Raw genomic sequence first — 20,297 nt, forward strand, 5'->3', positions numbered from 1 at the left:
CGACTCGCCGCCACCCGCTCCGGCGCCGCTCCCTCATCTGGACGAGACCCGCTCCGTGAACGGCGCCCGCACCGGAGCCGCACCGGCCGTCGGCCAGACGGACGCGCTTTACGGGAGCACTACAACCGATCGTCATACGTTGAATCCATGCCCAGGCGGGCATTTCGGTAGACCATCGCACTCGCGACAGATGGGATGTTCCTCGATGAAGGTGACATTTCTCGTAGCAGGGTTCCTGGCCGTACTCGTGGGAGCCCCGCCCGCAGTGGCGGCCGAGACCGGATCCGGGGCCGACGCGTCCACGACCTCCTTCGAAAAACCGGCCTACCCCACCGAATTCTCCCTCCCGGACGGCTTCCAGCCCGAGGGGATCGCCATCGGCCCGAACCAGGCCGCGTACTTCGGCTCGCGCGGGACCGGCGCGATCTACCGGGCCGACCTGCGCACAGGCCAGGGCCGGATCATCAATCCGGGACCGGGCACCCCGTCGCTCGGCCTCAAGGTCGACACGCGCGACAGGCTGTTCGTCGCCGGCGGCACCGGCGGCAACGCCCGCGTGATCGACACCCGGAGCGGCAAGGTACTCGCGAGCTACCAGCTCGCCACCGGCACCGCGTTCGTCAACGACGTCGTGCTCACCCGGGACGCGGCGTACTTCACCGACTCGGCCAACCCCGTGCTGTACAAGCTGCCGTTCGGGCGCGGGGGAGCGCTGCCGGACGAGGCGGTGAAGGTGCCGCTGAGCGGGGACATCGTCTACACGACCGGCAACAACGCCAACGGCATCGCCCAGACCCCCGACCGCAGGGCCCTGCTCGTCGTCCAGTCCAACACCGGCAAGCTGTTCCGCGTCGACCCCTCGACCGGCGTCGCCACCCTGGTGGACATCGGCACCGAGTCACTGGCCAACGGTGACGGCCTGCTGCTGGAGGGCCGCACCCTCTACGTCGTGCAGAACCGCCTGAACACCTTGACCTCCCTCTCCCTCAGCCGCGACGCCACATCCGGGAAGGTGGTCCGCAAACTCGTGGACGGCCGCTTCGACGTCCCCACCACCGTCGCCTCCTTCCGCGACCGCCTCTATCTCCCCAACGCCCGCTTCACCACGCCCCCCACCCCGACGACCCCGTACAACGTGGTGGCCGTCAAACGTCAGTGACCGCTCTTTCCATGCTCGTCGTTCTTTTCACGCTCGGTCACCGCCGATCGGCAGGCACGCTTTCGTACGTCCATTGATCCCGGGTCCCCGCCGGTGAGTTTCCCGCCCGCGGGACCCGGGGGTTCCGCCGTGCCGCGGGTGTGCTCGTCCGGCGTCTCGCGTGCTCCTTTTTCGGACCCTGTCGCCCTTCAGGGTGTGCCGCTTTCAGGGTGTGCCGTCCTTCAGGATGTGCCGTCCTTCAGGATGTGCCGCCGAAGTCGACGTCCTTGGTCTCGACCGTCCCGGCCGTCCGCCCCGGCGCCGCCTGGTGGGTCCAGTACAGGTTCGTGTGCGCGATGACCTGGTCCGGCGGCGGCGCCCCCCATGCCGTCTGGTCCTCCGTGGTGTGGGCGTCGCTGACAAGGATCACGTCGTACCCCCTGACGAACGCTCCGTGGAGCGTCGAGCGGACGCACACGTCGGTCTGCGCTCCGACGAGGACGAGTCGCCCGGCGCCGAGGCCCGACAGCACGGTCTCCAGGGTGGTGTCCTCGAAGGAGTCACCGTAGTTCTTCCCGACAAGCGGCTCGGCGTCGTCCGGGGTCAGCTCCGGGACGATCCGCCAGTTGTCGCTCCCCTTCACGAGCTCCTCGTCCGAGTGCTGGACCCAGACGACGGGGACTCCCTCCCGCCGAGCCCTCTCGACAAGACCGCCGATGTTCGCGACGACCACGTCGCGCTCGTGAGCCCCCTCGACGACACCGTTCTGCACGTCGACGACGAGGAGCGCGGTGTTCGGCCGGCCCTCAAGTGTGGTCATGGTCTCCCCTTACTCACGCCGGCCTCCTGTGCCCACCCACGGTAGACACGGCCACCGACAAAAGGTGCTCCCGGGTCACCCCCGCGCAGGCGGGGCTCCGACCGCACGGGCCGTACATGATCCAACTCATATGGTTCTCGTATGACGCGAAACCTCCGGCTCGCCCCCATCACCCCCGCCAACATCGAGGCCGCCATCGCGGTGAAAGTCCGTCCCGACCAGGAGCGCTTCGTCTCGCCGGTGGTGAAGTCGCTGGCCGAGGCCTACGTCCACCCGAAGGTGGCCTGGCCGCGCCTCATCCTCGACGGCGATCTTCCCGTGGGCTTCCTCATGGCCTTCCTCGACATCGACTGGAACGGTGAGGGGGTCGACTTCCGATCCGGCCTGTGGCGCCTCAACGTGATACCCGACGCACAGGGGCGCGGCATCGGCCGCTTCGCCGTCGAATCGGTGGCCGCCGAGCTCAGGCGCCGCGGCGGCACGCGGATGTACGTCACGTGGGAGCCGGGAGAGGGCGGGCCCGAGGACTTCTACCGGAAGCTCGGATTCCAGCTCACAGGAGAGAAGAGTGAAGGCGAGACGGTCGGGGTGCTGGATCTGACGCACCTCTCGTAACGGCGAGCAGCGCGGCGAAGTCGGGAGGATCGTGCAAGACCCAGCGCGGATCGGTCTACCACGGACCACGTGGCTCGCGCTTCGATGGGATGACCATCCCGACACACGCTGGAGCCATATTCATGCCACTCGATCACTACGTCACCCTCGGCCGATCGGGGTTGCGGGTCAGCCCGTTCGCCCTTGGCGCGATGACCTTCGGAGAGGATCCCGGAGGCGCCGGGTGCAGTGTCGAGGAGTCGGAGAAGATCCTGACGACCTACCTGGACCGCGGCGGGAACTTCATCGACACCTCGAACTTCTACACCAATGGCCACTCGGAGAAGATCCTTGGCGACTTCTTCGCCGCCCGTCCCGGACGGCGCCGGCATGTGGTGCTGGCGTCGAAGTTCTTCACCAACCTCTTCCCCGGCGATCCCAACGGTGGCGGCGCGGGCCGCTCGTCGATCGTCGCCCAGCTCGAAGAGAGCCTGCGCCGCATGCGCACCGACTACCTGGACCTGTACTGGCTGCACAACTGGGACCGGCACACACCGATCGAGGAAACGCTGCGCACCCTCGACGATCTGGTCCGGGCCGGAAAGATCCGCTACATCGGCTTCTCCAACACGCCGGCCTGGGTCACGGCCCAGGCCCAGACCATGGCGCTCCTGAGGGGCTGGACCCCGCTGATCGCGCTGCAGGTCGAGTACTCGCTGCTGGCGCGCACCGTCGAGGGCGAACTCGCCCCGCTCGCGCTCGATCAGGGCATGGCACTGGTTCCCTGGAGCCCGCTGAAGAACGGCTTCCTGTCCGGCAAGTACCGGCGCGACACCCAGGTCACCGACTCCGCCCGCACCACCTTCGTCGGTGGCCCCAGCGAGGACGAGTTCACGGTCATCGACACCGTCGCCTCCATCGCCGACGAGCTCGGAACCACGTCCGCGGCGGTGTCGCTGGCCTGGCTGCGCGCCCGCGAAGGCACCGTGGTGCCCATCCTCGGCGCCCGGCGCGTGGAGCACCTTGACGACAACCTCGCCGCTCTGGAGGTGACGCTCACCCCCGGACACCTCCACACGCTGGACGAGGTATCGGCCCCGACCCTGAACTACCCGGCACCGATGCACGGCGCGCTGCGGGCGATGCTGCAGTTCGCGGGGACCACCGTCGACGGTGAGACGTCCACCGTGTACCCGCCACTGTCGCAGAGCGGCGTCCGCTACTGAGTCTCCGCGACATCCCGCGGCAGGCCGACGCTCTTCACCCGGCGTCGAACCTCAGACGACATGTGATTGCCGGGGACGGCCGGATGTGGGTGGCGGCGGACTGCGGCAACCAGATCATCCAGTTATGAGGGAAGGGCACATGTATTGATTCATACTGCGGTGACGCCTCCCTAGGTTGCCAATGTCTGGCCTGCGTCAATCGCGTCTCGCAGATTTTTGGCGAGCGTGCTTTCGAGAACACTGACGTGTTCGGTGAGACTCTGGAGGCCCTGGGCATCGTCAGTCCGAGCCAAGAGGTCTCGATACTTGTCGTTGCTCTCCAGCAGCTCATGAGCCCGAAGCGCCGCGTCGGCCTCCTGGACGCGATCGGCATAATCTTCGAGTTCAACAACCTGCTTGGTGACTGCCGCCACCGAGCGATTCAGGGCTTCCCGCTGCGGGGCGATGACCGCCGCCAGCTCGGGCGTCATCATCTCGCTCATCGCCTCGTCCTGCTCCGCCCGTAACGCCGCCTGGGTGCGGAGAAGGCAGGCGATGTCCCAGATTTTTTCCGGAAGGACGACATCGTTGGCTATGTCGTCAAGCAGTCCCAAGCGATTCACTCTGGATGCGGACACGCTCTCAATAGCTCTCCGCGCACGACGGATCAGACCTAGAGCGTCTTCGTCCAGATCCGCTGGAAATATGTAGCAGTCCCCATAGAGATGTTGCAGTCGCGTGGTGCGGTTGAGGCGTCCAGCGTTGCCAAAGAGGCCGGCGACGATAAAAGCCAGAACAGACACAAAGGCCGCGGATTCCGAATCGGATTGGATGGCCACACCGGCCAGAAAGGCTCCGACCACTCCGGCGATGGATCCGTTGACGATAAGAAAGCGCCTTGTTCGTAAGGAAAGGTCGGAGGAGCCGCGCAGGAGGAAGGGCATGCCGATGATCTTCTGTCGGTCCGGTTCGGAAACGACCGGACTCACAATCGGCTCATCGATCCACTCCTCCATCTATGGTTCACTCCTCGACGAGAAACAGACATGTCGAACCTGATCATAGAGTAAAACAGTTACAAAAGTGCGGCAGTGCACCACCTGCTATCTTGCGCCATTTTTCACCACACAGTTAGTTGCTCAACGTGTCTACGTTCACCCGTAAAGCAGGAGGCGCCGGCCCAGCAAGCGACTCTCTCGTCGGCGGCGCATCCCGCACGTATCTCACCCAGAGATGTCACCGCGGCCGGCTCGAACCACGACCATCCTCGTTGAGGACCATGCTCCTTCCGAGTGGTCCCCGGGCATCGCCTCTTCAATGTCGGACGAGAGATCTATGGTGTCCGGCATGTTACGTGCCGCCCTCGGGGTGCTCACCGTGCTGACGATGGCCGCCGGCTGCTCGCAGCCGGCTCCCGGCGCCTCACGGCACCCTGCGGTACGACGACCCCGGTCACACCCTGACGAGCTGGCTGACCTCGATCTTCGATTACGGCCCGTTCACCATGGTGTTCAACGTCTCCGGTCAGCCCGTGATCAGCCTGCCGCTGGGCCACAGCGACAGCGGGCTACCGATAGGGGTGCAGATCATCGCTTCCTACGGCCGGGAAGACCTGCTTTTCAGGATCGCCGCCCAACTGGAACAGGCCATGCCCTGGAAGGATCGAACCCCTCGATTCTTCGTCGGGAAGCACTGAGCGAGGCGGCTTCGCGGGCCCGCTCCTCTCAGGGGGCGGGCCTGTGCCGCGTGCTCTCGTACGGCAGGGCCGCTGCGCGAACCGCTGTACGGCCTGCCCGCCCCTGGGCCGTACAGCAACCCCGCGTGTCGCCGCTCCGCGACGGGGGCCGCGCTTCGGCGCGGAATGTCGTACCCGGCGCGGATAATGCGGCGCATGACTCATCCTTCTGCACGTCGACACCATGCCATCGACTACGTGGAACTCACCGTCACCGACCTTGAGCAGGCCAAGCGCTTCTACGCCGAAGCCTTCGGCTGGCGATTCACCGATTACGGGCCCGAGTACGCCGGCATCCAGAGCCCGCAGGGCGAAACCGCACCTGAAGTGGGTGGTCTCCGTGCGGGCCAGGAGGTACGGGCGGGCGGCCCACTCGTGCTGCTCTACTCCACCGACTTGGACCGGTCCGTGAAGGCAGTGATCAACGCGGGCGGCCAGGTGGTGAACGGGCCGTACGAGTTTCCCGGTGGACGCCGCTTCCACTTCACCGATCCGAGCGGGAACGAACTCGGGGTCTGGGCAGAGGCGTAGATCGCTCACCCTGGCCGTGCGGCTCCGTCGCGGTGCACATCGCGCTACGAGGCCTCGAACTCCCGCTCTCCGATCCGCCCGATCTTCTCGGCGAGCCGGGCGGAACCCTTTCCGGTGGCCATCGTTGGATCTTGAGCATGCGAGGTCAGGACGGACCCGAGAACAATCAGGGCCCAGGCTTCGGCGACCATGCCTGACCTGGGCTTTTTTGTGCCCGAGAGGACGGGCCACCTACCAGTCGCTGATCTCCCAGACGTACCAGGGGCCGTCGATGTGGTGGTAGATGCCAGGTCCGTCGATGTCGTACGGATCACCGTTCGGGACCCAGGCGAGGCCGTAACTGGTAAGGAAACCCGTGTCGTCGATCATGAAGCCGAAGGCGCTGGGGGATCCTTCAAGATATTCGACGGGATACAAACCAATCCAATTCCGCTTTCCAGGCGGCGTCCCCTCTGACATCGTCTTCGCGAAATGATCGAGACCGGGGCGCGACAGCTCAAAACGCATCTTGACCGGCGCACCGACGTAGACCAGTGAGGCGACCAGTCGGAGAGTTCTTCGGGGTCGAGCACCGCGCTGGCGTTGTCGGCCGGCTCGGCGCTGTAGCCGACCTCGTAGCGGTTGGCGGGAGCCTTGACCTCGGTGACCTCGATCGAGCGGTGTTCATGGCCACCGTGATGTGGTGCCGTCCGCCCCTTTCGCTGTACGTGGCTGCCGCACGGCAAGGGTCGCGACTACGACCCCCGTCGCCGACGACAGCGGTCGATGAGGACAAGAGGACAAGAGGACAAGATAAGCAGCCGCGGTTCGAACCGCGGGCCGGGTCTATCCGGTGGAGCCGCGGACGACCAGCGAGGTGGGCAGGATCCGCGGGAGAGGGGTGACGCCTTCGTTGATCATCGTGATGACCGCCGCGGCCGCCGCCGTACCGAAGCCCGCCTTGTCCTGGGCCAGCGTCGTCAGCCCCGGCGGCACCAGCGCGGCCAGCTCGATGTCGTCGAACCCGACCAGCGCGATGTCCTCGGGCACCTTCAACCCCGCCTCGGTCACGGCCCGCAGCGCGCCGATCGCCATCTCGTCGCCCGCGGCGAACACCGCGTCGGGCGGCTCCTCCAGCTCCAGCAGGGCACGCATCGCGGCGTAACCACTCGACAGGTAGAAGTCGCCCTCGACGACCAGCTCCGGCCGGTGCGCCAGGCCGAGCGCGGCCAGCTCCTCCAGGTAGCCGCGCAGCCGCTCCGCGCCCGGCCTGGTGCGGGCCGGACCGGTGATGGTGGCGATGCCCCGGCGCCCGGTCGCGTGCAGGTGGCGGACCGCCTCGCGCGCCCCGCCCACGTTGTCGGAGGTCACGTAGGTGGTCCACGGCCCCTGGACGGGCCGGTCGAGGGAGACGCACGGCACCTCCGACGCCGCCAGCGGCTGGAGCGAGGGGTCGGCCCTGCCGTTGTCTATGAAGACCACGCCGTCGAGGTTGTGCCTGCGCACGGCGCGGAGAAAGCTGTCGGGCGTGCCGTCCTCGCTGGTGGCGAGCATGAGCAGGTGGTAGCCGCGCTCACTCAGCGCGGTCTTCAGCCCGATGAGGATCTCCTGGAAGAACGGGTGCCGCCAGCCGGGGCGGCGGTGGTCGGTGTCCCAGATCAGGCCGACCATGTGGGACCTCTTGGTGGCCAAGGTGCGGGCCGACTCGTTGGGCAGGTATCCGATGCGTGCCGCGGTGCTGAGAATGAGCTCGCGGGTCTGGGCGTTCACCACCTCGGGGTTGTTGAACACGCGGGAGACAGTCGCCGACGACACCCCGCAAAGGCGCGCCAGCTCTCGAATCGTTGCCACGGGCGTACGTTATCGCATCTCGCTGAAACCGGTTTCATGTAACCGGTTGCATGGAAGTTATGTGAGGGCCAACACCATGTCAACCCAATGCCACAGATTTCCATCGCGTGACGTTTCTGTGACTTGACGGAAGGGGGTGGCGTTCTGTGGAATGGCCCACTGACAGGCTGATGCCGCACCGTTGCCGCGGGGCTCGGCCTTCTCATCGCATCTCGCAGTCACCCTTCCTCTCCCTTCGAAGGAGTCCCAGGTGTCTGCTGGACGAATCAGTCTCGCCGCAGGAGTGCTGGCCATCGGCATGCTCGCCGCCGGTTGCGGCGGCTCCCCCTCCACCGGCTCCACGCCGACCGACGGCAAGGTCACCCTGGCCCTCAACCTGTTCGGGAACATGGGCTTCAAGGAGCTCTACGCCAAGTACGAGGCCGCCCACCCCAACATCAAGATCGTCGAGAGGACGTCGGCGTACAACGACCACCACCGCAACCTCGCGGCGCACCTGGCCACCGGCAGCGGCACCGCCGACATCGAGGCGATCGACACCGGCTTCGTCGCCCAGTTCAGGAACCAGCCCCAGCACTTCGCCGACCTGCGCCAGCACGGCGCCGACCAGCTCAAGGACCGCTGGCTGCCGTGGAAGTGGGAGGCGTCGCTGGCCAAGTCGGGGGCCCAGATCGGCTACGGCACCGACGTCGGCGGCCTGGCCATGTGCTACCGCCGCGACCTGTTCGAGAAGGCCGGGCTGCCCACCGACCGTGACGAGGTCGCCAAGCTCTGGCCCGACTGGGCGTCCTACTTCGAGACCGGCAAGCGCTACACCGCCAAGAAGCCCGAAGGCGCCGCGTTCTTCGACGGCGGCCCTCAGGTGTTCAACGCGATGATCGGCCAGGCCGAGACCGGCTACTACGACACCCAGGACAACGTCGTGGTCGCCACCAACCCGGCCGTCCGCTCGGCCTACGACGAGGTGCTCAAGGCCGTGGCCGACGGTCAGTCGGCCAAGCTCGTCGGCAGCTCACCCGCCTGGAACACCGGCTTCGCCAAGAGCCAGTTCGCCACCATCGCCTGCCCCGCCTGGATGCTCGCCAAGATCCAGGACCAGGGCAAGGCCTTCGCCGGGCAGTGGGACGTGACCGCCATCCCCGGCGGCGGCGGCAACTGGGGCGGCTCCTACCTGACCGTCCCCGCCCAGAGCAAGCACCTGAAGGAGGCCGTGGCGCTGATCACCTGGCTGACGGCGCCCGAACAGCAGATCGAGGTGTTCACCAAGCACGGCATCCTGCCCTCCACCGTCGCCACCTACGACAAGCCCGAGGTGACCGGGCTCAAGCACGAGTTCTTCAACGACGCGCCGATCGGGCAGATCTTCACCACCGCCGCCCGCAACCTCAAGCCGCAGTACCAGGGCCCGAGGGCCGGCGACATCCAGACCGCCATCCGCGACTCGATCAACCGTGTGGAGGAGGGCAAGCAGGACGGCGCCGAGGCGTGGACGCAGATGCTCGGGGACGTCGAGCGCATCAGCAAGTGACGCGCATCGATCCGTGAGAGCCGGGCGACGGCGGGCGGTCAGGGCCCGCCGTCGCACCCCTTCCCCCGGGGAGCCGACCGTGCCCCCCGTCTCCCCCGAGGAGCCGACCGTGGCCTCCGTCTCTCCGAGGAGCCGACCGTGACCTCCGCCTCCCCCGAGGAGCCCCGATTGTGACCCCCGTCAGATCAGGGCCCCGGCGCCGCTGGGCCTACCAGCTCGACGTCAAGGGCTCGCCGTACCTTTACATCGCCCCGTTCTTCCTGCTGTTCGGGGTGGTGGGCATGTTCCCGCTGCTGTACACCGCCTACGTCTCCCTCACCGACTGGAACCTGCTGGACCCGGCCCGCGAGTGGGTGGGACTGGCCAACTACGCCGAGTTGCTGGCCGACGACTACTTCTGGAACGCGCTGTTCAACACCGTCAGCATCTGGCTGTTGTCCACCGTGCCGCAGCTGCTGGCCGCGCTGTTCATCGCGCACATGCTCAACCGCAGGCTGCGCGCCCGCACGCTGTTCCGGATGGGCGTGCTGCTGCCCAACGTGACCTCGATCGTCGCGGTCACGATCATCTTCGCCCAGCTCTTCGGCCGCGACTTCGGCATGGTCAACTGGGCCCTCGACCTGGTGGGCCTGGATCCGATCGACTGGCAGGCCGGCACGCTCTCCTCGCACGTCGCGATCTCGATGATCGTCATCTGGCGGTGGACCGGCTACAACGCCCTCATCTACCTGGCCGCCATGCAGACCATCCCCGAGGACCTGTACGAGGCGGCCCGGCTGGACGGCGCGAGCCAGTTCACCCAGTTCCGGAAGATCACCGTGCCGATGCTCCGCCCCACGATCATCTTCACCGCCGTCGTGTCCACCATCGGCGGCTTCCAGATCATCGCCGAGCCGCTGCTCTTCCAGGCCGGCACCGGCAACCCGACCGGCGGCTCGGACCGCCAGTTCCAGACCGTCGGCCTCTACCTCTACGAGCAGGGCTTCAGCATGTACGAGTTCGGCTACGCCTCGGCGATCGCCTGGACGCTTTGCATGATCATCGTGGTCATGGCGCTCGTCAACTTCGCCATCACGCGCAGGATCAGGAGCAGCTGACATGGCAACCGTCACCGCCGTCCGACGCGGCCTGAACGCCCGGGCCGTCCGGCGCGGCCTGACCCCCCGGGGCGCGGGGTTCTGGACCTACGCCGCGCTCGTCGCCGTGCTGCTCGGCTCGCTGTTCCCCATCTACTGGTCGCTGATCGTGGCCTCCCACGACAACGACGCCATCGCCAGCGTCCCGCCGGTCCTCACCCCCGGCGGCCACCTGTTCGAGAACATCACCCGGGTCTTCGACACCACCGCGTTCGGCCAGGCGATGCTCAACTCCTTCCTCGTGTCCGGCTCGGTCACCGTCTCGGTCGTGCTGTTCTCCACGCTGGCCGGCTTCGCCTTCGCCAAGCTGCGCTTCCGCGGGCGCAACGTGCTGCTCGTCATGGCCATCGCCACCACCACCGTGCCGCAGCAGCTCGGCATCATCCCGCTGTACATCCTCATGGCGGAGCTCGGCTGGACCGGCAGGCTCGAAGCGGTGATCGTGCCCGGCCTGGTCACCGCGTTCGGCGTGTTCCTCATGACCCAGTACCTCTCCAGCGCCATCCCCGACGAGCTGCTGGAGGCCGGTCGCATCGACGGGTGCAGCACGCTGCGGCTGTTCTGGCACGTCGTGCTGCCCGCCGCCCGGCCGGCCGCCGCGGTGCTCGGCCTGTTCACCTTCATGCAGGCCTGGAACGACTTCTTCTGGCCGCTGGTCGTCCTCACGCCGGAGAACCCGACCGTCCAGGTCGCGCTCTCCAGCCTGGCCAGCGGCTACACCACCGACTACGCGCTCGTGCTCACCGGCACCGTGCTCGCGATCGTGCCCATCGTGGCGGTCTTCGCCGCGCTGGGCCGTCAGATCATTGGGGGAATCATGTCAGGAGCGATCAAGGGATGACCCAGGAACGTACGGCCTTTCCCGCCGGGTTCGTGTGGGGGACGGCCACGGCCGCCTACCAGATCGAGGGCGCCGTGGACGCCGACGGGCGCGGGCCCTCGATCTGGGACACGTTCTGCCGCGTCCCCGGCGCGGTGGCCAGGGGCGAGAGCGGCGAGCACGCCTGCGACCACTACCACCGCTGGCGGGAGGACGTGGAGCTGATGGACCGGCTCGGCACCGGCGCCTACCGCTTCTCGCTGGCCTGGCCCAGGATCGTGCCCGACGGCGACGGCCGGGTGAACCGGCGCGGCCTCGACTTCTACCGGCGGCTCGCCGACACCCTGCGCGAGCGCGGCGTCGAGCCGTACGTCACCCTCTACCACTGGGACCTGCCCCAGGCGCTGGAGGACCGCGGCGGCTGGCGCGACCGCGACACCGCCGAGCGCTTCGCCGACTACGCCGAGGTCGCGCACGAGGCGCTGGGCGACACGGTGTCACACTGGATCACGCTGAACGAGCCGTACTGCTCGTCCATCGTCGGCTACGCCGAAGGCCGCCACGCCCCCGGCGCACGCGAGGGTCACGGCGCGCTCGCCGCCGCCCACCACCTGCTGCTGGGCCACGGCCTCGCGGCGGCCAGGCTGCGGGCGCGGGCGCGGCCGGGGCAGCAGGTCGGCATCACGCTCAACATGTCGCCCACGGTGCCCGCGACCGGCTCGGCGGCCGACGCCGACGCGGCGCGCAAGATGGACCTGCTGGTCAACCGGCAGTTCACCGACCCGCTGCTGCTCGGCGCCTACGCGCCCGACATGGTGGAGACCTTCGGCGCCATCAGCGACTTCTCCTTCCGCCGCGAGGGCGACCTGGAGGTCATCGGCGCTCCGCTGGACTTCCTGGGCGTCAACTACTACTACCGCATCCACGCCGCCGCGGCGCCGTACGAGCAGGCGGACCCCGCGCTGCGCTCCGCCTTCGACCTCGGGGTGCGCAACGTCACCCCGGACGGCGCGGCGACCAGCGGGCTGGGCTGGCCGATGGAGCCGCAAGGACTCCACCAGACTCTCCTCGGCCTGACCCGGCGCTACCCCGCGCTGCCGCCGATCTTCATCACCGAGAACGGCTACGGCGACGACGGGACTCTCGACGACACCGGTCGCGTCGACTTCCTGCGCGACCACCTGGCCGCCATCCGCGCCGCGATGACCGACGGTGTGGACGTGCGCGGCTACTTCTGCTGGTCGCTGCTGGACAACTTCGAGTGGGCCCGCGGGTACGCCGCCCGGTTCGGGCTCGTCCACGTCGACTACGAGACCCAGGCCCGCACCGAGAAGGCGAGCTTCCACTGGCTGCGCGAGTTCATCGGGAAACAGGGGTGAAGATCCAGGCACCCGACCTCGGCACCTCATCGGTACAAGCGCCGGCCCAGGAGACCGTACCCCGTACGGCGCGGATTTAGGAGGGCGGTCTGGGATCGCACCTGCCTCCGGTGGCCGGGATGTCGCCGATGCGAGGGGGATGCACTCCCTCGCAAGAGGGAGCGCCGGGATCGCTCTCCTCGGCGATTACTTCCAGGCCGGAGAAATCCAGGATTGGGGCGTAGGCAAACCACTGAGGAGTCTCCCGGATGAACCCCCGCATCGCATTCGTCGCAGCCCCCCTGCTCGTCATGGCCTACGGAGTGATCCGGATCCTCGACGGACTCGACGGCAGCCGAGGTCCCGGCCTCGCCTGGACCACCGGCCACCTCGCCTTCATGGCGGCCCTGGCCATGTTCGTCTCCACCTTCCTGCAGATGCGCCGGCTGGCGGGACGAAACACCCTCGCCAACGTGAGCGCCACGATCGGGATCGTCGGCACCCTGGCGCTTTCCGCGCAGTTCGTCATCGACATAGTGGTCGGCTTCCTGTCCGCCGACCGTGCCGGTATGGGCGTCCTCTTCGACCGGATCCAGGACGTCCCCGGTGTCTCCATCGCCGTCTACGACGGCGGTCCGTTCCTCTTCTACATCGGCCAGCTCGCGCTCGTCGTCCAGCTCGCCGTCGCCCGCCGCGTCAAGGTCTGGACGCCCTTCCTGGTCCTGCTCGACCTCCTCCTCCCGTTCGTCGACAAGGACCTCATCCCGCTCGGGGCCGTCTTTCTGCTCGTCTCCTTCGCCCCTCTCGCCGGTCAGTCCTCCCGTACCGCCGAGCCCGTCCCCGCCGTCGTGTGACAGGACGCCAACCGGCGGGCCATCTGGTCCGTCGTTTCGCGTTCCCCGTTTTCGCTGTGCCGGAAGGTCGGAAAGAGGAGACAAGATTGGACGCTGTGTCCGCCTTGCCATTTTTCGTCCAAGCTCGCAGCCGGTTAAGATCTCTTCCACCTCCATGGCTGGACACAGCGCTCGCCGTACTGGTGATGGGCGTGCAGCTGTGGCCGTTCCTCTCCCGCGAAAACCCGTATGCCGTGCCATGGCACTGGTGGGGATACGCGGTCGTGGTCGCCGCCGCCCTGCCGCTGGTGTGGCGACGGCGGGCGCCAGTGGTCGCGCTGATATGCACCCTCGTCGCGACCTCCCTCTACGACCTCGTGGACGAGGTCCCCTCACAGCCGATCTGGTACGGCGGGCTCATCGCCACCTACACGGTCGCCGCCTACTCCTCGCGCCTGCCCCGCGTGATCATGCTCATCTTCTCGGTCGGCGGGGGCCTGCTCCTGGTCGGTTCCTCGGAGACCGCGCTGCGCGGCGTCGTGCTGTTCGTCGCCGCGTACGCGATCGGCCGCGCCTCCGCCACCTCCCGCGCATACGCCACAGCCTTGGAGGAGCGAGCCTCCCGGCTGAGGTACGAGCGCCAGGCCGAGATCGAACGGGCCGCCGAGCGCGAGCGAGCCCGGATCGCCCGCGACATGCACGACATCCTCGCCCACGCGGTCAGCCTCATGGTGGTGCAGGCCGAGGCCGGTCCCGTCGTGGTCAGAAGCGACCCGGCCCGCGCCGAGGCCGCCTTCGACGCGATCGCCTCCGCGGGACGCGATGCCATGGTCCAGCTCCGCCGTATGCTGACCGCGCTCAAGGAGGACACGGGTTCGCGCGCGCCGCAACCGACCATCAACGACCTGGCCGAGCTGGCCGACCAGGTCTCCGATGCCGGGCTCGAGGTGGCCTACTCCACCTCCGGTGAGCCCAGGCCGCTGCTTCCCGACATCGAGGTCGCCGCCTACCGGGTGACCCAGGAAGCCCTCACCAACATCGTCAAGCACGCGGGCGCCACCCGTGCCGACATTCGGCTCCTCTGGCAGGATGACACACTCATGATCATCATCACCGACGACGGCCGCGGCTCCGGGCCGTCCTTCCCCGCCGGCGGAAACGGTCTGATCGGCATCCGCGAGCGCGCCGCCGCCTTCGGCGGCTCCGCCACCACGGGCCCTCGCCCGGACGGGCCGGGCTTCCAGGTGCTCGTACGGCTGCCGCTGGCACAGGCGGTGACGGCATGACCCTGAGAGTCGTGGTAGCCGACGACCAGGAGCTGGTGCGCGCCGGGTTCGGCATGATCCTCGACGCCCAGCCCGACATCGAGGTCGTCGCCGAGGCGAACGACGGTGCCGAGGCCGTCGCGGCGGTCCGTGAGCACCGGCCGGACGTGCTCCTCCTCGACATCCGCATGCCCACGATGAACGGCATCGAAGCGGCCAGGATCGTGTGCGCCGAGACCGACTGCCGGGTGCTCATGCTGACCACGTTCGACCTGGACGACTACGTTTACGACGCGCTAAGAGCGGGCGCGAGCGGGTTTCTGCTCAAGGACGTCCGCCGCGACGACCTCGTCCACGCGGTGCGGGTGGTCGCAGCCGGGGAGTCACTGCTCGCGCCTTCCGTCACGAGGAAGCTGATCGCCGAGTTCACCTCCAGAACGATCACCCGTCCTGTCACCCCGCCTGCTGAGCGACTCGCCGTACTCACGGTTCGCGAGCAGGAGACACTTCAGATGATCGCGCGCGGACTGTCCAACGCGGAGATCGCCGAAGCCATGGTGCTCAGCGAGCACACGGTGAAAACGCACGTCAGCAACGTGCTCACCAAACTCGGGCTGCGCGATCGGGTACAGGCGGTGGTCGCCGCCTACGAGACCGGTCTCGCGGTCCCCGGCAGGTCGGTGTAGACGCCGACGGCCCACCACACCGTTCCGGCCCGAACGGCCGACCGGCTTCTCGTCCGGCCATCGGATGCGGTGCGGCGGAGGACGGCCCTGGCCGTGATCGATTCCCGGGCCACATGCGCAACCGGCGACCACGACACCGGACCGTACGACGGCGCGCCGTCGCCATGACGACCTCGCTCATGGGGTGCTTGGGAAGCGGTCGGGCGCGCACCGGGCACGGAAACCGGACGAGCCCGAATGAAGATCAAAATCCCGGTGAGGTCACCCGCGCCTGACCTGGGTTTTTCACCTTTCGAGGGTGGTGGAGTCTAGGAGATTCGAACTCCCGACATCCTGCTCGCAAATCGGCTTGATCATGATCCCGGACTACACGCGACCCGGCCGGTCCAGCGAGGAAACCCGGTCGACAGGCAAGCCCACGATGCACTGTGATGGTCCGGCCGCCCGCCGCACGGAGCGGGCCGATCGCAGGAGTTGCTCTTGGCGACCTCGAGAACCGCAGACACCCGCCCCACGATCAATGCCGCACTGGTCAGGAGGCTGGTCGATACGCAGTTCCCGCAGTGGGCCGCATTGCCTCTGGAGCTGCTCGATCCGGCCGGCTCGGACCATGTGATCTACCGGCTGGGCGAGCAACTGTCCGTCCGGCTGCCCCGCCACGCCGACGCCATCGGACAGGCCGAGAAGGAACTCGAGTGGCTGCCCCGGCTCGCCCCGCGACTACCCCTGGCCATCCCGGTACCGGTGGGAGTGGGTGAGCCCGACTTCGGCTATCCGTGGCGGTGGGCGGTGTCCCGCTGGATGGAGGGCGAGGTGGCGACCGTCGAGGCACTGGCCGACTCATCCGCGGCCGCCGTCGAACTGGCGGAGTTCCTAGCAGCCCTTCAGCGGTTCATGTCCGAGGACGTTCAGACCATGGAGGCCCGCGAGGACCTCATCGGCCGGCCGTTGGCGGACCGGGATCGCGCGACGCGGGCCGCCATCGCAGAGGTCGGCGGCGTGTTCGACGCCACCGCCATGACCGAACTGTGGAACGCGGCCGTGAGCGCCCCTGGATGGGATCGCTCTCCGGTCTGGTTCCACGGCGACTTCCACACCGGCAACCTGCTGACCGTCGACGGCCGTCTCAGCGCGGTCATCGACTTCGGTGAGCTCGGCATCGGCGATCCGGCCTGTGACCTGACCATCGCCTTCACCCTGATGTCGGCCGACAGCCGGACCGCCTTCCGCGCCGCGCTCGGTGTGGACGACGCCACCTGGACCCGGGGTCGCGGCTGGGCGCTTGCCACCGGTCTGAACGCCTACACCACCTACGCTGCCGTCAACCCGAGGGTCGCCGCGCAGACCACCCATCAGATCACCGAGGCCCTCATCGGTTAGTGTCCCGCGTCAGAAATTCGTCCGCTAAGTCTGGAGTGGTCGTACGGCGCGGACGGGACGACCGAAAACTCCGGTAACGCTCTCGGACGAGGAGCGGGCGACCCTGGAATGCCGGGTGCGGCGAAGTAAGTCCTCGCAGGTCCTGGCGATGCGATCCAAGATCGTGCCGGCGTGCGCGGACGGTAAGGACAACATCGAGATCGCCGCGCGGTTGCGGGTGCACCGCGACACGGTGTCCAGATGGCGGATCCGGTTCGTCCGTTCGAGGCTGGAGGGGCTGATGGACCGATGGGCTGATGGACGAGCAGCGACCGGGCCGGCCCCGTCTGTCAGCCCGGAGCGGGTCGAACAGGTCGTGGTGGCGACGCCGGCACAGCCCCCCACCGGCGCCACGCACCGGTCGCGGGCTTCGATGGCCAGGCTCAGCGGACCGAGCAAGTCCACGATCGGACGCATCTGGCGCGACCTCGGCCTCGAACCCCACCAGGCCGACACTTTCGAACTGTCGAGCGGCCCACTTCTCGTGGAGAAGGTCGTCGATGTCGTCGGGCTCCATCACAACCCGCCCGAGCGGGCCGTGGTGTTGTGCGCGGACGAGGAGTCCCAACTCCAGGCCCTGGACCGCTCGCAGCCGGTGCTGCCGATGATGCCGGGCATGCCCGAGCGCCGCACCCGCGACCACGTCCGCAACGGCATCACCGGCCTGTTCGCCGCGTTCGACCTCGTTGACGGGACCGCCATCGGCGAACTGCAAGGGCATCCGCGACCGGATCAGCCAGTGGGACGACAACCCCCGGCCGTTCGTGTGGAAGAAGACCGCCGAAGAGATCCTCGAATCACTCGCCCGACGCTGCCGACGAATTTCCGACGCAGGACACCAGCCGGCCTCCGTTTCCGCACGTCACCAACCCTAAGCTGTGCCGATTACGTCGGATGCCGGATCGGTCATGGCGGCTGATCAATGACCAGGTGGCACGTGTGGAAGGCGAGGCTAGTAGCAGCTCTCCTTCACGTTGATGGTGACGGGGACGGACTGGGTCTCCGCATGGTCCGAGGCCGTCAGCAGCGGGGTGTACACCCCGACCGGGAGCGGCGGGATCGATATCTGGACGAAGCCGTTCACTGTCGTCGCCCCGTTGCCGGGGTCGGGGTAATTGGATCCGGGTGCGATCGGTGTGCCGCCCGCGCTGGTCGAGCCGGGGGGCAGGTTCCGCAGTCCGATCTGGACGGTCGTCGACCAGCTTCCGACAACCGGGGCCAAGAAGTACGTACCGGGGTGGCCGCCGCTCGACGTGACGCAGATCTGCTGGCCGGAAGCGCGCAGTTCCCACGTCGCCGCCGAGGCGGGTGTCGTGCCGGACAGCGCGAGCGCCAGCCCGGCCGTCGCGCCGAGTGTCAGCCTGGCGGCACGGTGGATCTTTTTCACGGTTGCCTCCTTGGTGCTTGTGCTTCGGACGCTTGCTTACAACATCAATTATTGACAGTTAAAGGATCTCTGACAAGTTTCTGTTTGATTTCGAAACTTTCGACTTCCGGGGGCGCGTCTTCACCCGAGAGCGCGACTACGCCGACCTCCACTGCCTCGCGACCCTCAACGCTCTCGATGGCGGTGAGCTCACCGAAGCCTTGACCACCGACCGCCCGGCACCGCGGTACTCCACTGCGGACACTCACATCCCCGATCAGCGGAGAAATCAGCCACCATCAGGCGATCGTGGGGCTGTACCGCCTGCGGCCCTTCCTCGCAGCCTGGGAAGCCTTCAAGAACTTGATCACAAGATGCGTTCTCAAGCAGAATCAATATCATGACGGCGCTGGACGGTACCAAAGGCCGGTTTCCTCTCGATGTCCAACTGCCGGGCCTCGGAATTCACCTGCGCGAGTGGACCGATGAGGACCTTCCTGTCATGGTTGCCCTTTTCGATGAACCGCAGGTCGCTCGCTGGACTCCGCTACGTTCGCCGTTCGACTTCGACGCCGCTCAGGAGTACCTGTCCCAGTCGCGCAGAGCGCGTGCTGCTGATCGCGGCATGTAGCTCGCGATCACCAGGGATGGTGGTGAAGCACAAGGGGAGGTGCTGCTCTTCCGTACGGCCGATGAGCCCGGTGTGGCCGAACTTGCTTACGCGATCGGTGCTCGGCACCGGGGAGAACGGTTGGCGGCTCGTGCTGTTGAGCTGATGACCGACTGCCTGTACCTCGCTCAGGATGCGCGGCGTGGTTCTACGGATTGATCCAGCGAACGCGGCAAGCGTCGCGGTGGCGCGGGCTACCGGCTTTCACCTGGCCGACGATTAAAGAAGCTCTGAGCCACCTCATGATCGGCGTCCTGTTGATTGCAAGGCCGTGGATCGTGGCCTTCCGGTTGGAATGCCTTCGTGTGCACCGGATGTCAGGACGCCTCGGCCGCTTGGAGCGGCGGTCGCCATCCGACGGCCGGATTCAGCGAAACGGAGGTCTTAGACCTCTACCAGTCTGAAAGCGTCACCACATCGTCGGCGGAAGGAACGGCGATGTCGGTTTCGGCGCCCCAGCCGGTCAGGCGAGCATCAACGACATACGAGACGGGAACATCACCGTTCTTGGAAAACGGTTCGCTCCACGAACCCCAGGCCCTGCGCACCAGCTGGTCCTCACCGAGCCAGAGCCGCCAAGATATCTTGGCCTTCGCTTCCTTTTCGGTGGGCTTCACCACAAGTCCGAAAGGAAACCCGGGAGAGGCCTTGTAGAGCTGACCCAGGGTGATCGTGCCCTGGTAGAGCGTGGTAGGAGTGCCGTCGTAGACGCCTGCGTGGCGCTTGACCTTGGTGGTGGCCAGCACCGTCTTCAGCATGACCGGATCGGCGAGCGTGATCCAGTCAGCGCCCAATACCGGCCGGATCTCGTTGTCCTCGCGCAGGATCCAGCTCTTACCGTTGGGCAAGTGGTCGTCCTGGATGTACTGGCGGCCCTCGACGATGACCTGCCGTATGGGGTCGGTCCAGTTTCTCCGGTCGGAGTCAAAGGTCATATCGATAACCGCGATCTTGCCCCTACCGAACTCGGCGACGGCCTCGGTCCAGAAGTGTTCCTTCTCCCCGTCCGCTATGTATGTGGAGGTGTGGACCTTCGACATCTTCACGCCCCGGTTTTCGACGAGCTGGCGCTTGAGCGCGTTGATCGGGTCCGGAGCGCCCTTGGCGTTCGCGGTGCCGCCGAGTCCGGCTGCCACCATCGGGACGACCAGCATGACAGCCGACGCGGCGATCCATCGCCTCATCTGAAAACGTCCTCCCGCTCGTGCCCCCCACGGTGAAGGGCTGCAGCGTGATCTTTACACTCCGACATCTCGCGCTAGTTACAGCGTCCTGTCGCCAGGCTGGTACTACATTCGTAGATTCACTGGGAGTGGATCACCGCGCCTCCGATAATGGCTGATCAGGGCACGTGTCTGGTGAC

Annotated in this window: 20 protein-coding genes and 1 pseudogene; 15 read left to right on the forward strand and 6 right to left on the reverse strand. The window is 67.2% G+C overall.

Features of this window, described 5'->3' with window-relative positions; genetic code table 11:
- Positions 1 to 205 precede the first annotated feature (205 nt).
- Positions 206 to 1,159, forward strand: a complete 954-nt coding sequence (locus ACSDR0_RS25560; protein ID WP_435291414.1) for a superoxide dismutase — start codon at positions 206 to 208, stop codon at positions 1,157 to 1,159.
- Positions 1,160 to 1,397: 238 nt separating this feature from the next.
- Here ACSDR0_RS25560 and ACSDR0_RS25565 read toward each other — a convergent pair whose 3' ends face one another.
- Positions 1,398 to 1,958 (reverse strand): isochorismatase family protein, encoded by a 561-nt coding sequence (locus ACSDR0_RS25565; protein ID WP_435291415.1) that lies wholly within the window; start codon positions 1,956 to 1,958, stop codon positions 1,398 to 1,400.
- 141 nt (positions 1,959 to 2,099) lie between these two features.
- Between ACSDR0_RS25565 and ACSDR0_RS25570 the strand changes: the two genes are divergently transcribed.
- Positions 2,100 to 2,573, forward strand: coding sequence for a GNAT family N-acetyltransferase (locus ACSDR0_RS25570; RefSeq protein WP_435291416.1), 474 nt, complete (start codon positions 2,100 to 2,102; stop codon positions 2,571 to 2,573).
- Between the two features lie 122 nt (positions 2,574 to 2,695).
- Entirely contained in the window at positions 2,696 to 3,778 is a 1,083-nt protein-coding gene (locus ACSDR0_RS25575) for an aldo/keto reductase (protein WP_435291417.1), read from the forward strand.
- 170 nt (positions 3,779 to 3,948) lie between these two features.
- Here the strand turns inward: ACSDR0_RS25575 and ACSDR0_RS25580 are convergent, their stop codons facing one another.
- Complete coding sequence (locus tag ACSDR0_RS25580; RefSeq protein ID WP_435291418.1) at positions 3,949 to 4,773, reverse strand: hypothetical protein; 825 nt, start codon at positions 4,771 to 4,773, stop codon at positions 3,949 to 3,951.
- Between the two features lie 455 nt (positions 4,774 to 5,228).
- On the opposite strand from ACSDR0_RS25580, the gene ACSDR0_RS25585 reads away from it, so the two are divergent.
- Both ACSDR0_RS25585 and ACSDR0_RS25590 read left to right on the forward strand, forming a co-directional pair.
- The gene (locus ACSDR0_RS25585) at positions 5,229 to 5,453 is read left to right on the forward strand and encodes an amidase family protein (RefSeq protein WP_435291433.1); all 225 of its coding nucleotides are present in this window, start codon (positions 5,229 to 5,231) and stop codon (positions 5,451 to 5,453) included.
- 195 nt (positions 5,454 to 5,648) lie between these two features.
- Positions 5,649 to 6,023 carry a VOC family protein gene (locus tag ACSDR0_RS25590; protein ID WP_435291419.1) on the forward strand — a complete coding sequence of 125 codons (375 nt, stop codon included), beginning with the start codon at positions 5,649 to 5,651 and terminating at the stop codon, positions 6,021 to 6,023.
- A gap of 231 nt (positions 6,024 to 6,254) precedes the next feature.
- Here the strand turns inward: ACSDR0_RS25590 and ACSDR0_RS25595 are convergent, their stop codons facing one another.
- Both ACSDR0_RS25595 and ACSDR0_RS25600 read right to left on the reverse strand, forming a co-directional pair.
- Positions 6,255 to 6,392, reverse strand: a complete 138-nt coding sequence (locus ACSDR0_RS25595; protein WP_435291420.1) for a hypothetical protein — start codon at positions 6,390 to 6,392, stop codon at positions 6,255 to 6,257.
- A gap of 456 nt (positions 6,393 to 6,848) precedes the next feature.
- Positions 6,849 to 7,853 carry a LacI family DNA-binding transcriptional regulator gene (locus ACSDR0_RS25600; protein ID WP_435291421.1) on the reverse strand — a complete coding sequence of 335 codons (1,005 nt, stop codon included), beginning with the start codon at positions 7,851 to 7,853 and terminating at the stop codon, positions 6,849 to 6,851.
- Positions 7,854 to 8,103: 250 nt separating this feature from the next.
- On the opposite strand from ACSDR0_RS25600, the gene ACSDR0_RS25605 reads away from it, so the two are divergent.
- The 9 genes and pseudogenes from ACSDR0_RS25605 to ACSDR0_RS25645 all read left to right on the forward strand — a co-directional run bounded on the left by ACSDR0_RS25605 (position 8,104) and on the right by ACSDR0_RS25645 (position 17,773).
- Entirely contained in the window at positions 8,104 to 9,381 is a 1,278-nt protein-coding gene (locus ACSDR0_RS25605) for an ABC transporter substrate-binding protein (RefSeq protein WP_435291422.1), read from the forward strand.
- A 170-nt stretch (positions 9,382 to 9,551) separates the two neighbouring features.
- Complete coding sequence (locus tag ACSDR0_RS25610) at positions 9,552 to 10,478, forward strand: carbohydrate ABC transporter permease (RefSeq protein WP_435291423.1); 927 nt, start codon at positions 9,552 to 9,554, stop codon at positions 10,476 to 10,478.
- 1 nt (position 10,479) lies between these two features.
- The gene (locus ACSDR0_RS25615; RefSeq protein ID WP_435291424.1) at positions 10,480 to 11,358 is read left to right on the forward strand and encodes a carbohydrate ABC transporter permease; all 879 of its coding nucleotides are present in this window, start codon (positions 10,480 to 10,482) and stop codon (positions 11,356 to 11,358) included.
- Positions 11,355 to 12,716, forward strand: a complete 1,362-nt coding sequence (locus ACSDR0_RS25620) for a GH1 family beta-glucosidase (RefSeq protein WP_435291425.1) — start codon at positions 11,355 to 11,357, stop codon at positions 12,714 to 12,716. The genes ACSDR0_RS25615 and ACSDR0_RS25620 overlap by 4 nt, the downstream gene beginning before the upstream one ends.
- 248 nt (positions 12,717 to 12,964) lie before the next feature.
- Positions 12,965 to 13,549: a hypothetical protein gene (locus ACSDR0_RS25625; RefSeq protein WP_435291426.1), complete on the forward strand. Its 585-nt coding sequence runs from the start codon at positions 12,965 to 12,967 to the stop codon at positions 13,547 to 13,549.
- A 95-nt stretch (positions 13,550 to 13,644) separates the two neighbouring features.
- On the forward strand, positions 13,645 to 14,814 hold the full coding sequence (locus tag ACSDR0_RS25630) for a sensor histidine kinase (RefSeq protein WP_435291434.1): 1,170 nt from the start codon (positions 13,645 to 13,647) through the stop codon (positions 14,812 to 14,814).
- Complete coding sequence (locus ACSDR0_RS25635) at positions 14,811 to 15,479, forward strand: response regulator (protein ID WP_435291427.1); 669 nt, start codon at positions 14,811 to 14,813, stop codon at positions 15,477 to 15,479. The genes ACSDR0_RS25630 and ACSDR0_RS25635 overlap by 4 nt, the downstream gene beginning before the upstream one ends.
- Before the next feature lie 480 nt (positions 15,480 to 15,959).
- Entirely contained in the window at positions 15,960 to 16,859 is a 900-nt protein-coding gene (locus tag ACSDR0_RS25640) for an aminoglycoside phosphotransferase family protein (protein ID WP_435291428.1), read from the forward strand.
- Positions 16,860 to 16,962: 103 nt separating this feature from the next.
- Positions 16,963 to 17,773 (forward strand): annotated as a pseudogene (locus ACSDR0_RS25645) (IS630 family transposase).
- Between the two features lie 77 nt (positions 17,774 to 17,850).
- Here ACSDR0_RS25645 and ACSDR0_RS25650 read toward each other — a convergent pair.
- Complete coding sequence (locus ACSDR0_RS25650; RefSeq protein ID WP_435291429.1) at positions 17,851 to 18,285, reverse strand: DUF5980 family protein; 435 nt, start codon at positions 18,283 to 18,285, stop codon at positions 17,851 to 17,853.
- 379 nt (positions 18,286 to 18,664) lie between these two features.
- On the opposite strand from ACSDR0_RS25650, the gene ACSDR0_RS25655 reads away from it, so the two are divergent.
- Complete coding sequence (locus tag ACSDR0_RS25655; protein WP_435291430.1) at positions 18,665 to 18,895, forward strand: GNAT family N-acetyltransferase; 231 nt, start codon at positions 18,665 to 18,667, stop codon at positions 18,893 to 18,895.
- A 431-nt stretch (positions 18,896 to 19,326) separates the two neighbouring features.
- Here the strand turns inward: ACSDR0_RS25655 and ACSDR0_RS25660 are convergent, their stop codons facing one another.
- On the reverse strand, positions 19,327 to 20,118 hold the full coding sequence (locus ACSDR0_RS25660; protein WP_435291431.1) for a hypothetical protein: 792 nt from the start codon (positions 20,116 to 20,118) through the stop codon (positions 19,327 to 19,329).
- Positions 20,119 to 20,297: the final 179 nt, after the last annotated feature.

The sequence above is a fragment of the Streptosporangium sp. G11 genome (assembly GCF_051192615.1).
Classification (GTDB): domain Bacteria; phylum Actinomycetota; class Actinomycetes; order Streptosporangiales; family Streptosporangiaceae; genus Streptosporangium.

Coding starts and splice junctions, on each gene's coding strand:
- ACSDR0_RS25620 (WP_435291425.1), top strand. CDS start 11,355: ATGACCCAGGAACGTACGGCCTTTCCCGCCGGGTTCGTGTGGGGGACG.
- ACSDR0_RS25615 (WP_435291424.1), top strand. CDS start 10,480: ATGGCAACCGTCACCGCCGTCCGACGCGGCCTGAACGCCCGGGCCGTC.
- ACSDR0_RS25575 (WP_435291417.1), top strand. CDS start 2,696: ATGCCACTCGATCACTACGTCACCCTCGGCCGATCGGGGTTGCGGGTC.
- ACSDR0_RS25565 (WP_435291415.1), bottom strand. CDS start 1,958: ATGACCACACTTGAGGGCCGGCCGAACACCGCGCTCCTCGTCGTCGAC.
- ACSDR0_RS25580 (WP_435291418.1), bottom strand. CDS start 4,773: ATGGAGGAGTGGATCGATGAGCCGATTGTGAGTCCGGTCGTTTCCGAA.
- ACSDR0_RS25560 (WP_435291414.1), top strand. CDS start 206: ATGAAGGTGACATTTCTCGTAGCAGGGTTCCTGGCCGTACTCGTGGGA.
- ACSDR0_RS25635 (WP_435291427.1), top strand. CDS start 14,811: ATGACCCTGAGAGTCGTGGTAGCCGACGACCAGGAGCTGGTGCGCGCC.
- ACSDR0_RS25625 (WP_435291426.1), top strand. CDS start 12,965: ATGAACCCCCGCATCGCATTCGTCGCAGCCCCCCTGCTCGTCATGGCC.
- ACSDR0_RS25655 (WP_435291430.1), top strand. CDS start 18,665: ATGACGGCGCTGGACGGTACCAAAGGCCGGTTTCCTCTCGATGTCCAA.
- ACSDR0_RS25595 (WP_435291420.1), bottom strand. CDS start 6,392: ATGATCGACGACACGGGTTTCCTTACCAGTTACGGCCTCGCCTGGGTC.
- ACSDR0_RS25660 (WP_435291431.1), bottom strand. CDS start 20,118: ATGAGGCGATGGATCGCCGCGTCGGCTGTCATGCTGGTCGTCCCGATG.
- ACSDR0_RS25590 (WP_435291419.1), top strand. CDS start 5,649: ATGACTCATCCTTCTGCACGTCGACACCATGCCATCGACTACGTGGAA.
- ACSDR0_RS25570 (WP_435291416.1), top strand. CDS start 2,100: ATGACGCGAAACCTCCGGCTCGCCCCCATCACCCCCGCCAACATCGAG.